This window comes from Frankia nepalensis, from assembly GCF_016786325.1.
In the GTDB taxonomy this organism is placed as follows: Bacteria; Actinomycetota; Actinomycetes; order Frankiales; family Frankiaceae; genus Pseudofrankia; species Pseudofrankia nepalensis.
Genome location: NZ_JADWYU010000200.1, coordinates 17,395 through 32,226 on the forward strand (window position 1 = coordinate 17,395; position 14,832 = coordinate 32,226).

Sequence of the window (14,832 nt, forward strand, 5' to 3'; positions counted from 1 at the left end):
CGCCAGCTCAGTTACGCGACGCTGCAACGTTACGGATCGGCTACTCCTTGCGAGGGCTGGTACTGGTTCGCTCCGGCTGGACGGACCACCACGTCGCTTCGCTCGTGGCGGGCCTCCAGGGAGGCGCGCCTGCGCGCCAGCTCAGTTACGCGACGCTGCAACGTTACGGATCGGCTACTCCTTGCGAGGGCTGGTACTGGTTCGCTCCGGCCGGGCGGACCGCCACGTCGCTTCGCTCGTGGTGTGCTTTCGCGCCAGCCGGTTGCGGCGGACGGTCTTGGCGAGGGGCGTTATGCGGCTGGGCGGAGGATGTTGAACTCGGCGAAGCGGTGGCGCAGGACCGGGCGGCCGTAGAGGTCGACGCCGGGCTCGCCGACGTGGCCGGCGCGGGTGGCCTCGATCGCGTCGGCGGCGTCGCGCAGCAGGTGCGGCCCGGCCTCGCAGGAGCGGGTGTGCGCTGGCATGACGCGCGCCACCTGGCCGGCGAGCTCGCCGTCGAGCCGGCGCAGGCTGGTGACGAAGGCCTCGAGATCCGTGTCGTCGGTGTGCGCCCAGAAGTCGCCGGTGATCAGCGTGTCGCCGACGAACAGCAGGCCGTCGCGCTCGTCGAACAGGCACAGCGAGTCCGGCGAGTGGCCCGGGCTGTGCAGGACGCGCAGCGCCCGGCCGCCAAGGTCGATCACGTCGCCGTCGGCGAGCGGGCGCGCCGCCGGGCCGCTTGCGATCGGTGCCGCCGTCGCCGGATGGACGCCCGGCGGCAGCGGGCGGGGGCGGGTCTCGGCGGTGAACAGGTGGAAGTACCGGTCGTCGAGCGCGCGGGTCGTCTCGTAGGCGGCGAGCTGCTCGGTGGCGACCGTGAGGTAGGCGCCGACCCGGTCGGCGGGGACCGCCAGCGCGAGGCGCTCGACGGCGACCGGGTGGGCGGCGACCTCGTCGAAGAAGACGTTCCCGCCACGGTGGTCATCGTGCGCATGGGTGTTGACGACGAGCACCGGCAGGCCGGTGATCCGCCGGACCGGGGCGGAGATGTCCGCGATGCCGGTGCCGGTGTCGATCAGCACGGCCCGCTCGGTACCGACGACGAGGAAGCAGTAGACGTGCCATGGCTCGGCGACCAGCCACACGCCTTCGCGCAGCCTCCGGGTCATGAACCAGGGGTCGGGCTCGGCCATCTCGTCCTCTCCTGTCCTCGTCGCCTTCCCGCGGCCCTTCCCGCCGGCCTCCGCACCGCTCTCGGCTCGGGAGCCGCCGACGGGCCGTCAGCCGCCGGTGGCGCCGCGCAGGACCGCGAGGTCCGCGGGGTCGAGGGCGACCGCAGGGCCGCGCTCGATGAGGGCCGCGAAGCCGTCGTCCGGCGCCATCACCGTGATCGTGTAGAGCCGCTCCGTGTCGGACGTGTTGACGATCCGATGCACCGAGCCCGGTGGGAGCACCAGGACGTCGCCCGGTCCGATGGGGCGGGTGTGCCCGTCGCTGTGCGCGCGGCCGTGGCCGGCGAGCACGACGAAGGTCTCGGTGGAGGCCGGGTGCGAGTTGGGCGGCTGTGACCCGCCCGGCTCCCACACCTCGAACACCACGGTGGTCGGCGAGCCCTGGGCCGGCCCGGACAGCACGGCGAGGCGAACCGTGTCGGTCGGCGAGATCCGGTGGGCCGTCACCTCGCCCAGGGGCCGCACCACCGGCGGCCCCACCACCCTTGGCGACGCCACGGCGGGCGCCGGCCCGGGCGCCCGGCCGCCGGTCACGGCAACGCCTTGAGGGCGTCGGCCAGGTCGGCGGCCGTGACGGTGAACCCGAAACACTGACGGACGTTGTAGACGGTCGCCGCCATGCAGAAGTCCGGCGACGTGGTCGCCACCGCCTCCTCGACCATGACGACGTCGTAGCCGGCGCAGGCGGCGTCGACGAGGGTCGCCAGCACGCACTGGTCGGCGTTGACGCCGGCGAACAGCAGCGTGTCGACGCGCAGGTTGCGCAGGATCGTGTCCAGCGGGGTGTCCCAGAAGCCGCTCATGCGGTATTTCGAGACCTCGATGTCGCCCGGCGCGATCGGCAGCTCGTCGACGACCGCCGCCGCCCAGGCGCCCTCGGTGAGCACCGGGGAGCCGTTCGGCAACGGGTCGCCGATGCCGGTGCCGGACCCGTCGCCGTCGTAGACGTGCAGCACGCCCGGTGGCAGGTTGGCCCGGTCGGGGCGGTTGCCCCAGTTCAGCCAGACGACCGCCGCACCGGCGGCGCGCAGCGCGGGCAGCAGCTCGGCGAGCACCGGGATCGGGGCGCGCGCCGCGGCGATGTCGACGCCGATGCCCGCGAGCCAGCCGTCGGGGTGGCAGAAGTCGTTCTGCATGTCGATCACCACGATGGCGGCGCGGGCCAGGTCCAGCGTCAGCCGCTGGGGCAGCGCGGGCAGGGTGATCGCCCGCTCGGGCCTGGCCGGACGGCGCAGGTCCACCGCGCCTGGCCCGACCCGCCAGGAGTTGGCGGCCGTCGGGCCGAGCGGCACCGTCGGGTCACCCTCCCGCGGGCGCTGCCCGGCAGGCCGGCTGGCGCCGGTCCCCGGGGATCCCAGCGGGGACGATGACGAAGCCTCGCGGTCCCGGAGGCCGCTTCGCGCGGCGTCGTCAGTCATCGGGCCAGGCATCTCCTGCCGGTCGCCGTCGTCACCGCGGATCCGTGCCCGGGCTCGGGCCGCCGCGCGTGCCTGGCGCGGATCCGCGGTTCGTGATCGGGGATGTACGGGCTCACCGGAAGGGGGCCGGGGCCACGTCGGCGGCGGTGATGTCGGCCGCGACGGCGCCGGTCCGCGCGGTGCCGGCGGCGTCGAGGAGCGGGCGCACGTCGCGCGCGAAGCGGCGCAGTTGCTCGTCGGTCGCGTCGTAGCTCTCGCCGGGGCCGGTGGGGAAGATCGTCAGGTCGGTCAGGCCGCCCAGGTCGTCGCGCAGCCGCGCGATCGCCTCGGCGACGTCCTGGGCGGTGCCTACCGCCCACACGCCCTGGTCGACCGAGTCCTCCAGCGTCGGCACCCAGCCGGCCGGCGGCTTGCCGCCGTCGGGGCCGAGGTAGGCCCGGTTCCAGCCGTACGGGCCGAGGAAGCGCCAGAACTCGTCGTGGCCGGGGCGCGCGAGTTCCATCGCCTGCTCACGGGTGTCGGCGAGGCAGGTGTTGAGCACCACCATCCGCTTCTCGCCGGGAGCGAGCCGGGCGCCGTCGTGCGTGTCCGCGTAGACCTCGGCGTAGCGGTCCCAGCGACCACGCAGCAGCGAGCGGTTGACCAGCCAGAACACGCCGCCGAAGCCGCGCGCCGGCACCGCCGCGAGCGAGCCGGGGCTGCTGATCGCCTGCCACACCTGGTAGGGGTAGGCGGGCCGCGGGATGAGGGTGAGGGACTCCACCTCGCCGCCCCGGTCGGGGATGCCCGGCGGCGGTGCCTGGAAGTACCGGCCGCGGTGGGAGAACGTCTCGTTGTCCAGCGCGGCGAGCAGCAGGTCGAGGGCCTCGCCCGTGACGTCCCGGTTGACGCCGTCGGCGGCGAGCGCGTCCGGATTGTCGCTGGAGCCGACCGACATCCGGCCGAGCGAGAGCGGCTCCATCTCGCGCGGCACGGTCCCCCGGCCCACCCCGAGGATGCCGCGGCCACCGGAGAGGTTGTGCAGCATCGCGAAGTCCTCGGCCAGGCGCAGCGGGTGCCACTGGCCGACGACGTTGAACATCGTGCCGATGCGGATCCGCCGGGTCCGCTCGGCCAGGAACGCGCCGAACAGCAGGCCGTTGGGCACGACCTCGTAGCCCTCGTGCTGGAAGTGGTGCTCGGTCAGCCAGAACGCGTCGTAGCCGAGCTCGTCGGCCAGCACCCCGGTGTCCAGGATGCGGCGCATCGCGGACAGGAAGTCGGCCTGCCCGTAGCGGCGCGCCGTCGGCTCGGTGCCCCCGGCGCCGATCGTGTCGCCCATCTCGACGGCTCCGAAGAGAAAGACGCCGACGCGCATCGCGCTCCCCTCCCCGCCGGACGCGGGACGTCGATACCGCCGAGGCCGTCGACCACGCGGCTTCGTCATTGTCGCGCGGCCCGCGGCCGTGGAGCGGCGTTGCCGCGATGAACATCGATGTGATGGACATCGATGTGATGGACGCTGCCACGACGAACACTGCCACGACCAACATCGCCGCGACGAACGCCGCTGTGATGGACGCTGCCGCGACGACATTGCCTCGCGCGTATTTCGGACCGGTCAATCGACCGTTAAGAGCCCCACTCTCGTGAAGAACGTCACCCGGGGTAATCACCGGGCCCGGCCCCACCGGGGGCGCGCGGGCCGGCTACCACGGTAGGGGCGCCGCCAACCCGCCCGGACCAGCCGCCCGCGGCCCGCGCCGCCGTAGCGGATAGTGATCCGTCGTCGCGCGGTGGTCTACTGGTTCAGCCTTTCGCCGTGTCAGAACTCGCCATGTCCGAAGGAGCCACCTGTGCCGTGCGACGTCCGCTACCACGCGGTCGGCCAGTCCCACCGGCCCGGGGCCGCCGCGCCCGCCGGGGACCCCGCCTGGCGGGCCGGCCTGGAGGCGGCGTTCTGGCGGTATGAGCGCGCGCTGCTCGACAACGACCTGGACGTGCTCGACGAGCTGTTCCTCGACGACCCGGCCACGCTGCGCGCCGACGGCGCCGGGGTGCTGGTCGGCCACGCCGAGATCAGCCTGTTCCGGCGGGCGCGGGGCGGCGGCCCCGGGCTACCGGGGCCGCGCGCCGTCGAGCGGCTGCACGTCCAGGTACACGGCCCGGCCTGCGTGGTGCTGGTCGCCGAGGTCGTGCGCGCGGACGGCGGACGCGGGCTGCAGACCCAGCTGTGGGTGGCGGCCGACGGCCCCGGATCCGGCGGCGACGCCACCGGGGACGACGCGGCCGGGAACGACGCGGCCGGGCGGCCCCGGTGGCGGGTCGCGGCGGCCCACGTCAGCGGCTCGCCCGCGCGCCAGGAGGCCCCGGCGGGATCGGCGCCCGCGGACCCGCCGAGCGAGGCCGCCCGCGCGGTGTGGCGCGCGCGGGCGGACAGGGACGACGAGCCGCTGGTCGCGGGCGCCCCCGCCGGGCCGCTGCGCGGGCTGAGCGTCGCGGTCAAGGACCTGTTCGCCGTCCGGGGATACCCGACCGGGGCCGGCAACCCGACCTGGCTGGCCCAGGCACGGCCCGAGCCCGACCACGCGCCCGCCGTCGCCGCGCTGCTCGCGGCCGGCGCCGACGTCGCCGGCATCGCCCAGACCGACGAGCTGGCCTACAGCCTGTCCGGAACGAACGTCCACTACGGCACGCCGCCGAACCCGACGGCGCCGGGCGTCGTGCCGGGCGGTTCCAGCAGCGGCCCGGCCAGCGCGGTCGCGCTCGGCCTCGCCGACGTCGGGCTGGGCACCGACACCGGCGGCTCGGTGCGGGTGCCGGCGTCCTACTGCGCGCTGTTCGGCATCCGCCCGTCCCACGGCGCTGTGTCCACCGCCGGAGTCGTCCCGCTCGCGCCGAGTTTCGACACGGTCGGATGGCTGGCCAGGGACGCCGCCACGCTCGCCCGCGTCGGCGCGGTCCTGCTGCCGCCGGCCGACCGCGCGGCTCCGGCGCCGGCGGAGCTGCTCCTCGCGGACGACCTGACGACGCTCGCCGAACCCGAGGTCGCCGCCGCGCTCACGGCCGCCGTCCCGGGGCTCGCCGCGTCCGTCGGGCTGCCGGTCCGGCGGGTGCCGGCTGTCGCCGGCGGGCGGCTCGGCGCGTGGCTCACGGCGTTCCGGCACTGCCAGGGCCACGAGGCGCACCTGTCGCACGGGTCCTGGGTGGCGGCGCACCCGGGCGCCCTCGGGCCTGGCGTCGCCGCCCGGTTCGCCGCGGCCGCCGCCGTCACCGCCGAGCAGGTGGCGGCCGCGCGGGCGACGCGCGCCCAGGCCAGGGCGGCGCTCGCCGCCGCCCTCGGCGGTGGCGCCGTGCTGGTCGCGCCGGCCAGCAGCAGCCCGGCGCCACCCGTCGATCTTGCCGTCGACGTCAAGGACCGGGTGCGCGCCGCCACCCTCACGCTGACCTGCGCCGCCGGCCTCGCCGGTCTGCCGGTCGTCGTGCTGCCGCTGCTGAGGGTCCGCGACCGCCCGGTCGGCGTCGCCCTCGTCGGCGCCGCCGGCACCGACCGGGCCCTGCTCACCCTCGCCACCCGGGCCTGCCCGGCCGCGTACTGAGGCTCGTGGCCCGGGCGCGGCCGGCGGTCCGGGCCGCGCCGCGACCGCCCGCGCGGCATCTGGCCTGGTCAGCGACGGAGCACGATTGGTTGATGCGACAATGGTCTCTATGGGTGTGGACGTAGCGAATGCCTACGACGGCCCGACCCGGCGGGGAGGGCCGGGCGCGGCCGAGCTGGGCGGCCAGACCGAGGAGGAGTTGCGCAACTGGATCGGCCACTCGATCCGGACCCTGCGGCGGCGCCAGAATCTCACCCTGGTACAGCTCGCCGCGCTGGCCGGCCTGTCACACCCGTTCCTGAGCCAGCTCGAACGCGGCCGGGCCCGGCCGAGCATGAAGTCGCTGCACCGGATCGCCCAGGCGCTCGGAACGACGCAGCAGGCGCTGATGTCGATGGCGCATCACGACGACCCGGAAGCGCCGCCGGACGGCCGCCGGGTAAGCCTGGTGCGAGCCAGCAACGGCTTCTCGATCGCGAACCAGCACGGCGTGGTACGCGCCCTCGTCTCCGGCACGCGGGCGATGTATCCGCTGCTCTTCGAGGGCGCGCCGACCGAGTTCAGCGAGACCTACACCCATTCCGGCGACGAGTTCGTCTTCGTCATGGCGGGCACGGTCGAGATGGAGATCGAGAACGAGGGCCTGGTCGTCCTCGGCGCCGGCGACACCCTCTACTACCCGGGTGGCCTCGCCCACCGCTGGCGCGGCCTGCCCGGCCCCGAGGTCCGCGCCCTCATCGTCCTGGAGAGCCGCGGCACCGCCCACCGCTGAGACCCGCCCCGCGGACGCCCACGCCGTGGGTGCCGGCGGGCAGGTCACAGGGCGGCGATGCCGGCGGACCAGGAGTCGTGCAGGCGCTGGTAGACGCCGGGGGTGGCGGCGAGCTCGGCGTGGGTGCCCAGCTGGACGACCCGGCCCGCGTCGACGACGACGACCAGGTCGGCGGTCTCGGCGGTGGACAGGCGGTGGGCGATCGTCACCGAGGTGCGGCCGCGGGTGAGCTCCAGCAGCGCCGCGCCGAGGCGGACCTCCGTCGCCGGGTCGACCGCGGACGTCGCCTCGTCGAGGACGAGCAGGTCCGGGTCGGCGAGCTCCGCGCGGGCCAGGGCGACCAGCTGGCGTTCGCCGGCGGACAGCTGCCCGCCGCTCTCCCCCACCGGCGTGCGCACCCCGCCGGGCAGGCCGGCCAGCCAGTCCGTGAGGCCCAGCCGCTCGAACGCGTCGACGATCTCGGCGTCGGTCGCGTCGGGGCGGCCGTAGCGGACGTTGTCGGCGATCGTCGCGTCGAACAGGAAGCCATCTTGCGGCACCATCACCACCCGGCCGCGCAGCGACGAGAAGCGCACCTCGGTCAGCGGCGTCCCACCGATCAGGACCCGCCCCTCGGTGGGGTCCATCAGGCGGGTGAGCAGCTTGGCGATCGTGGTCTTGCCCGAGCCGGTCTCGCCGACGACCGCGACCCGGGCGCGCGCCGGGATGCGCAGGTCGATGCCGTGCAGCACCGGCGGGCCGGTCGGGTAGCGGAAGGTGACGCGCTCGAAGGCCACGTCGAGCACGCCGGCGGGCAGGTCGCGGCCGCCCGGCTCGTGGCTCCCCGTTTCGGCCCGGCCGGAGGAGGCGCGAAAATGCTCTTCCTTCGCGCCTTCGTGGGCCCCTGTTTCGGCGGGGTCGCGGACGTCGCTGGGAGTGTCGAGGATGTCGAGGACGCGGCGCAGGCCGGCGAGCGCGTTCGCGCCGTCGTTGAGCACCTCGGTCAGCATCTGCACAGGCATGACGAACAGCGTCATCAGGAACAGGAACGCCACCAGCCGGCCGGTGGTGAGCGCCCCGCCGACACCGAGCGCCACGCCGGCCAGCACGACGCCGGCCAGCGCGACCGACGCGATCAGCTCGCCGGCGGAGAACACGGAGGCGACCAGCACCTGCGCCCGGCTCTGGGCCGAGCGGTAGGCCTCCACCGTCTGGTCGACCCGGGCGGCCGTGCGCCGCTGGGCTCCGTAGGCGCGGACCACGTGCGCTCCGACCACCGACTCGGACACCGCGCCGAGCATGTCCCCGACGCGGCGGCGAACGACCACGTACCGGGTCGACAGCCGGCGCTGGAAGCCACGGGTGGCAAACACCATCGGGATGAAGCAGACATAGACCAGCAGCGTGAGCTGCCAGGAGTAGACCAGCATCAGGCAGGTCGCGACGACCATCTGGCCGGTGGAGACGACCAGCAGCACGCCGCCGAACTGCAGGAACTGCGACATCTGGTCGACGTCCGTGGTCACCCGGGCCGTCAGCCCGCCGCGCGCCTGCGTCGCCTGGGTGAGCATCGACAGGTCGTGGATATGCCGGAAGGCCCGCACCCGCAGCGTCGCGAGCGCGCCCTCGGACGCCGTGTAGAGGCGCAGGTTCATCGCGTACGTCGCGCCCGCCGTCACCACGATCGCGGCGGCGGCGAGCGCCACGGCGGCGTACACGAAGCCGAGGTCGACGCCGTCGGAGCCGGAGATGCCCCGGTCGAGCGTCTGCTGCACGACGAGCGGAATGACGATCTTGCCGGCGGTGGCGACGAGCGCGAGCAGCAGGGTGACGCCGATCCCCTTCGTCGCCTCCGGGACGAGCCGGCGCAGCCGGCGCGCCGTGCTCCACAGTCCCTCCCGCCTGGCGGCGGGCACCGGCTGGTCGCCCGCGGCCGAGGGGCCGCCGCGCTGGCGCGGGATCGGCGCGTCGGCGGGCGGCGGTGTGGTCCCGGCGGCCGCGTCGGTCGTGGGCCGCTCGTCGCCGCGCGGACGCCCGGCCGTCATGACAGCACTCCCTCGTCCAGTTCGTCCCCGCCCAGCTCGCCGCCGCCGCCCAGCTCGTCCCAGTCCAGGTCCGCGTCCGCGTCCGCCGCCACGTCCGCGGTACCGGCCGGCGCGGCGCCGGCGGCGCCGGCGGCTGCCCGTTCGTAGGCGGTGAGCAGGTCGGCGTAGCCGGGCGAGCCGACGAGCAGCTCGTCGTGCCGGCCGTGCGCGGCGACCCGGCCGCCCTCCAGGTAGACGACCTCGTCGGCGAGCGCGATCGTGGCCCGCCGGTGCGCGACGACCACCACGGTCGACGCCCCGGCGTCCGAGCGCAGCCGGGCCAGGATGGACGCCTCCACCCGTGGGTCGACGCTGGAGGTCGCGTCGTCCAGCACCAGCAGCCGGGGCTTGCGGACCAACGCCCTGGCCAGCGCGACCCGCTGGCGCTGGCCGCCGGAGAGCGTGGTGCCGCGCTCCCCCACCTCGGTGTCCAGCCCGTCGGGCAGGGCGGCGACGAACCGGTCGGCCTGCGCGCGGCGCAGCGCGTCCCAGACGGCGTCGTCGGACAGGTCCGCGCCGAGGGTGATGTTGGCCCGGACCGTGTCGTCGAACAGGAACGCCTGCTGCGCGACGAGCGCGACCGCTCCCGTCACCTCGCCGGCGGCCAGGTCGCGCAGGTCGGTGCCGTCGAGGCGCACCGCGCCGGCGTCCGGGTCGACGAGCCGGGCGAGCAGCCCGACCAGCGTCGACTTGCCGGCGCCGGTGCGGCCGGCGATGGCGATGACCTTTCCCGGCGTGGCCTCGAAGGTCACGTCCGTCAACGCCGCCGGGGCCGGCCGGCCGCGCGCGTGCCCGCCCCCGGCCGCTTCGGACGCCGGCGCTTCGGACGCCGGCGCTTCGGAGGCCGGCGACGGGTAGCGGTAGGAGACGCCGTCCAGGCGCAGCCGCGCCGGGCCGGTGGCGGCGAGCCGCGCCCCGCCGAAGGTCTGTTCGCCGCTCGCGGTCAGCACCGCCGACACCCGGCCCCAGCCGACGACCGACCGGGGCAGCTCGCTGATCACCCAGCCGATCGCCCGGATCGGGAACGCCAGGAGCGTGAACAGGTAGGCCACCCGGACCAGGTCACCGACGGACAGGCTCCCGGCGGAGATCCGGTGCGCGCCGACGACGAGGACCGCGAGCACGCCCAGGTTCGGCAGCGCCTCCATCAGCGGGTCGAAGATCCCCCGGACCCGGCCGGCGCGGATCATCGCGTCGCGCAGCGCCTCGGCCGACCCGCGGAAGCGGGCGGTCTCGTCGGCCTCCCGGCCGAGCGTCTTGACGACGAGCGCCCCGTCGAACGACTCGTGCGCGACGCCGCTGACCTCGGCCCGCAGCTCCTGCACCCGGGCGAACAGCGGCGACACGCGCCGCGAGTAGACGTAGTTGAGGACGCCGACGAGCGGGAAGACGACGAAACCGACGGCGGCGAGCAGCGGGTCGGTGGCGACCAGCAGGACCACGGCGGCGGCCAGCATCAGCACGACGCCGACCGCGAACGGGAACGGCGCGACCGGGGCCCACAGCGCCTCGACGTCGGCGTTGGCATTCGACAGCAGCGCCCCGGTGGAGTGCCGCTGGTGCCAGGCAAGGGGCAGGCGCAGGTACTGGCGGGTGACCCGGCGCCGGTAGTGCGCCTGCATCCGGTACTGCAGGACGCCGGCCGCGAACCGGCGGAAGAACATCCCGACCGCGCGCGTCGCGCCGACGGCGAACACCAGCAGCGCCGCGCCGGCCACGCCTGCCCAGGCGGCGTGCCCGTCTCGCAGCGACGGGACGACGATCCGCTGGGTGACCTCGCCGAGGACGTAGGAGCTGGCCACGGTGGCCAGGCCGAACAGCCCGCTGCCGAAGACCGAGAGCGCGAACAGCCGCGGCTCCTCATGGACCGCCAGCCGCAGGATGCGCAGGCCACGCCCGATGACCGAGCCGGTCGCGTCTACCCGGCTCGCGGCCTGGGCGAAACCGGCTGGGCCCACGGCGTCGACCGGGTCGGCGGACCCCGCCGGGCTCGCGGCGTCGACCGGGCTCGCGGCGTCGACCGGGATCTCGACATCGGCCGGGATCTCGACATCGGCGGGCCTCGTCGGCCCGTTCGGGGCCGCACCGGATCCGGGCACGGTTCTCCTCTCGCCACTCACGCGCCGGCTCGCCGCGCTACGCGTCCCTCACCCCGGATCGCCCCGGATCGCCCCGAGGCCGACCGGCTCGCCGTCGGGCGACGAATGCTCCGAAACAGCCGGACTGATACGTAACGGCTACCGTCCAGCTACCGCTTCATGACAGCCATGTGACCTTCAGGCTGCAACAACGGATGACCGCCGCGCAGTCCCGCGGCCGGCGGGCACGCGCCGGCCGGCGCCACCGGGACGGCGGGATGGCGGGATGGCGGGCGACCAGTGGCTGGTCCCTCGGCGGCCGGTCAGCTGCCCGATCAGCTCGCCGCCGGAGCGCTCACGGCCTCGCCAGCCGCGACGACGGGCGTCGGCGCGCCCATTCCGCCGGCCCGGCCCGCCCGGGCGCGGGCGGTCGGGACCAGGGCCCCGGCGAGCGCCGCGACCAGCGTCGCCGCGCCCAGCACCACCATGCCGATGACGTAGCCGGACTCCTTCGGGTAGCCGCTCGGGAGCGTGCCGGCGGCGAGCACGCTCGCGATGATGCCGCTGCCGATGGATCCCCCGATGGTCCGGATGTTGGCGTTCATGCCGGTGGCCGCGCCGGTCGCCTCGACCGGGACCGACTGAATGATCAGGTTGGCCATCGAGGAGAACGCCAGGCCGATGCCGATGCCCTGCACAGCCGACATCACGATGAAGCTCCACGGCTCGTTGTGTACGGCGACCAGCAGGGCGCACGCGGCCGCCGCGATCACCGAGCCGACGACGAGCGGCAGCTTCGCGCCGAACCGGTCGGTGATCCGGCCGATCAGCACGCCGACGACGAGCATCGCGGCGGTGCCCGGCAGCATGTACAGGCCCGAGAGCGTCACCGACGCGCCCAGGCCGTAGCCGACGCTCGTCGGCGTCTGCATGAGCGGCGGCACGACGATGAACGACGCGTACATCCCGATGCCGAGCAGCAGCGCGGCGATGTTCGTCCACCACACCGCCGGGATCCGCATCACCTGCAGGTCGATCAGCGGCACCGCCGAGCGGCTCTCCACCAGCACCCACACGCCGAACAGCACGACCGCGGCGGCGAACAGACCGATCGTGCCGCCGGACGCCCAGCCCCAGGTGGAGCCCTTGGACAGGCCGAGCAGCAGCGCCACCAGCCAGGCGGCGAGCGCGCCCGCGGCCGGCAGGTTCACCGAGCCGGTCGCCCGCGCCGGCGAATCGGGAATGAACACGAACGTCGCGACCAGCGCGAGCCCGGACACCATCAGCGGGAACCAGAACAGCCAGTGCCACGACAGCGCGTCGACGATCGGGCCGGCGAGCACGACGCCCAGGCCGCTGCCGATGCCGAGCATGCCGGACATCAGGCCGATCGCGGCGGGGACCCGCGCGGCCGGGAACTCGTCGCGGATGATGCCGTACGACAGCGGGAAGATCGCGCCGGCGAGGCCCTGGATGACCCGGGCGAGGATGAGCACGCCGATCGAGTCGGCCAGTCCCGAGATCAGCGATCCCACGCTGAGCGCGGCGAAGACGACCAGCAGCATCTGCCGCTTGCCGACCAGGTCGCCGACGCGGCCGAGAATCGGGGTGGCGATCGACGCGGAGAGCAGGAACGCCGTCAGGAGCCACGAGGACGTCGCCTGCGAGGTGTGCAGGTCGCGCTGGATCACGGGCAGCGCCGGCAGCACCAGGGACTGCAGCACCGTGTACGCGGACGCGCCGAGCGCGAGCGTCACGAAGATCAGCGTCGGGCTGCCGCGGCCGGGCGTGCGCGCGGCGGCCGGGCGGTTGCCCGCGGCGCCAGGGCCGGGCGAGGCGGCACGGCCTGCGCCGCTGCCGGGTTCGGCGGACATGGGGCTCCGTTCACGGGGCGGACGAGAAGCGGAATCGCGCTCCGGATGATACCGCCAACCGGAAGCGTCCCTCCGCTTCCCGTCCGTGGATCACATGGGAACGGGGCGAGCGTCACCGCCAGGCAGTTTCCGATCATCCAGCCCCGGCCCATCGCCGCGAGCGGCCCCTTGCCGGACACGCGGCCCTCCGACGACGGCCCCGGAGATCCCGCGGCGTCGCCACCGCCCCCGCGGGCAGACCGCGGAGAGACCTTTGTCGCATTCCCGCGGCGGGCGGATCAGCGGACGGGGACCTCCGCGGCCCGCAGGACGGACTTGACGTCGGCGATGCGCAGGTGGCCGAAGTGGAACACGCTGGCGGCCAGCACCGCGTCGGCGCCGGCCGCGACCGCGGGCGCGAAGTCCGCGAGCTGGCCCGCGCCGCCGCTGGCGATCACCGGCACGTCCACCTCGGCGCGGACCGCGGCGATCATCTCCAGGTCGTAGCCGTCCCGCGTCCCGTCGGCGTCCATCGAGTTGAGCAGGATCTCGCCCGCGCCCAGCTCGACGGCGCGCGCCGCCCAGGCGACCGCGTCGATGCCGGTGCCGCGCCGCCCGCCGTGCGTCGTCACCTCGAACCGTGGGCCGTCCGGGTCCTTCGCGCGCCGGGCGTCGACCGACAGGACGACACACTGGCTGCCGAAGCGCAGCGCGCACTCGCGCAGCAGCTCGGGCCGGGCCACCGCGGCCGTGTTGACGCCGACCTTGTCGGCCCCGGCCCGCAGCAGCCGGTCGACGTCGTCGGCCGCGCGCACCCCACCGCCGACGGTGAGCGGGATGAACACCTGCTCGGCGGTGCGGCGCACGATGTCGTAGGTCGTCTCCCGGTTGCCGCTGGAGGCGGTGATGTCGAGGAAGGTCAGCTCGTCGGCGCCCTCGGCGTCGTAGAGGCGGGCCATCTCGACCGGGTCGCCGGCGTCCCGCAGGCCGGTGAAGTTGACCCCCTTGACCACCCGCCCGGCGTCGACGTCCAGGCAGGGGATCACACGGACGGCGACGCTCATCGCGTGGCGTCGCCCCGGGCCACCGCCAGGGCCTCCGGGAGGGTGAAGGCACCCGCGTAGAGAGCCTTGCCGATGATCGCGCCCTCGACGCCGGGGACGCCGGCGATCGCGGTCAGGTCCGCGAGCGAGGACACGCCGCCGCTGGCCACCACCGGCCGGTCGGTCGCGGCGGTGACGGCGGCCAGCAGCTCCAGGTTCGGGCCGGTGAGGGTGCCGTCGCGCCGGACGTCGGTGAGCACGTACCGGGAGCAGCCGTCGGCGTCGAGGCGGGCGAGCACCTCGAACAGTTCGCCGCCCTCCTTCGTCCAGCCCCGGGCCGCGAGCGTCGTGCCGCGCACGTCCAGGCCCACCGCGATCCGGTCGCCGACCCGGTCGATCGCCCGGCGCACCCAGTCGGGGTTCTCCAGCGCGGCGGTGCCGACGTTCACCCGCGCCGCCCCGGTGGACAGCGCGGCGTCGAGCGAGTCGTCGTCGCGGATCCCGCCGGACAGCTCCACGGCGACGTCGAGCGACTTCACCACCTCGGCGAGCAGCTCCCGGTTGGAGCCCCGGCCGAAGGCGGCGTCGAGGTCGACGAGGTGGATCCACTCCGCGCCGTCGCGCTGCCAGGCGAGCGCGGCCTCGCGCGGGTCGCCGTAGACGGTCTCCGACCCGGCCTCGCCCTGCACCAACCGGACGGCCACCCCGTCCGCCACATCCACCGCGGGCAACAACGTCAACGTCACGCCGCCCACCCTACGGGGCCACGGCGGGAGATCCGCCGGCCCTCGGGCCGATCGTGACCTGGACCGCCGC

Annotated in this window: 12 protein-coding genes; 3 read left to right on the forward strand and 9 right to left on the reverse strand. The window is 75.0% G+C overall.

Annotation, left to right across the window (positions count from 1 at the left end):
* Positions 1–290: 290 nt before the first annotated feature.
* The 4 genes from I6A81_RS30905 to I6A81_RS30920 form a co-directional block, all read right to left on the reverse strand.
* The gene (locus tag I6A81_RS30905; RefSeq protein ID WP_203000308.1) at positions 291–1,172 is read right to left on the reverse strand and encodes an MBL fold metallo-hydrolase; all 882 of its coding nucleotides are present in this window, start codon (positions 1,170–1,172) and stop codon (positions 291–293) included.
* A gap of 87 nt (positions 1,173–1,259) precedes the next feature.
* The gene (locus I6A81_RS30910) at positions 1,260–1,679 is read right to left on the reverse strand and encodes a cupin domain-containing protein (protein ID WP_307875023.1); all 420 of its coding nucleotides are present in this window, start codon (positions 1,677–1,679) and stop codon (positions 1,260–1,262) included.
* A gap of 62 nt (positions 1,680–1,741) precedes the next feature.
* A complete protein-coding gene (locus I6A81_RS30915) occupies positions 1,742–2,503 on the reverse strand; it encodes a cysteine hydrolase family protein (RefSeq protein WP_307875024.1) in 762 nt (253 codons plus the stop codon).
* 238 nt (positions 2,504–2,741) lie between these two features.
* Positions 2,742–3,986, reverse strand: coding sequence for an LLM class flavin-dependent oxidoreductase (locus I6A81_RS30920; RefSeq protein WP_203000304.1), 1,245 nt, complete (start codon positions 3,984–3,986; stop codon positions 2,742–2,744).
* 107 nt (positions 3,987–4,093) lie between these two features.
* Here I6A81_RS30920 and I6A81_RS30925 point away from each other — a divergent pair, with 107 nt between their 5' ends.
* The 3 genes from I6A81_RS30925 (at position 4,094) to I6A81_RS30935 (ending at position 6,979) form a co-directional block, all read left to right on the forward strand.
* On the forward strand, positions 4,094–4,261 hold the full coding sequence (locus I6A81_RS30925) for a hypothetical protein (RefSeq protein WP_203000303.1): 168 nt from the start codon (positions 4,094–4,096) through the stop codon (positions 4,259–4,261).
* Between the two features lie 203 nt (positions 4,262–4,464).
* Complete coding sequence (locus I6A81_RS30930) at positions 4,465–6,207, forward strand: amidase (protein WP_203000301.1); 1,743 nt, start codon at positions 4,465–4,467, stop codon at positions 6,205–6,207.
* Positions 6,208–6,316: 109 nt separating this feature from the next.
* A complete protein-coding gene (locus I6A81_RS30935) occupies positions 6,317–6,979 on the forward strand; it encodes a helix-turn-helix domain-containing protein (protein ID WP_203000299.1) in 663 nt (220 codons plus the stop codon).
* A gap of 44 nt (positions 6,980–7,023) precedes the next feature.
* On the opposite strand, the gene I6A81_RS30940 is transcribed toward I6A81_RS30935, so the two are convergent.
* The 5 genes from I6A81_RS30940 to priA form a co-directional block, all read right to left on the reverse strand.
* Positions 7,024–9,003, reverse strand: a complete 1,980-nt coding sequence (locus tag I6A81_RS30940) for an ABC transporter ATP-binding protein (protein ID WP_203010388.1) — start codon at positions 9,001–9,003, stop codon at positions 7,024–7,026.
* Positions 9,000–11,141 (reverse strand): ABC transporter ATP-binding protein, encoded by a 2,142-nt coding sequence (locus I6A81_RS30945; RefSeq protein ID WP_407661405.1) that lies wholly within the window; start codon positions 11,139–11,141, stop codon positions 9,000–9,002. Before I6A81_RS30945 ends, I6A81_RS30940 begins: the two co-directional genes overlap by 4 nt.
* Before the next feature lie 314 nt (positions 11,142–11,455).
* Entirely contained in the window at positions 11,456–12,994 is a 1,539-nt protein-coding gene (locus I6A81_RS30950; protein ID WP_203002607.1) for an MFS transporter, read from the reverse strand.
* Between the two features lie 278 nt (positions 12,995–13,272).
* Entirely contained in the window at positions 13,273–14,037 is a 765-nt protein-coding gene (gene hisF, locus I6A81_RS30955) for an imidazole glycerol phosphate synthase subunit HisF (protein ID WP_203002606.1), read from the reverse strand.
* The gene (gene priA / locus I6A81_RS30960; RefSeq protein ID WP_203002605.1) at positions 14,034–14,762 is read right to left on the reverse strand and encodes a bifunctional 1-(5-phosphoribosyl)-5-((5-phosphoribosylamino)methylideneamino)imidazole-4-carboxamide isomerase/phosphoribosylanthranilate isomerase PriA; all 729 of its coding nucleotides are present in this window, start codon (positions 14,760–14,762) and stop codon (positions 14,034–14,036) included. Before priA ends, hisF begins: the two co-directional genes overlap by 4 nt.
* Between the last annotated feature and the right edge of the window lie 70 nt (positions 14,763–14,832).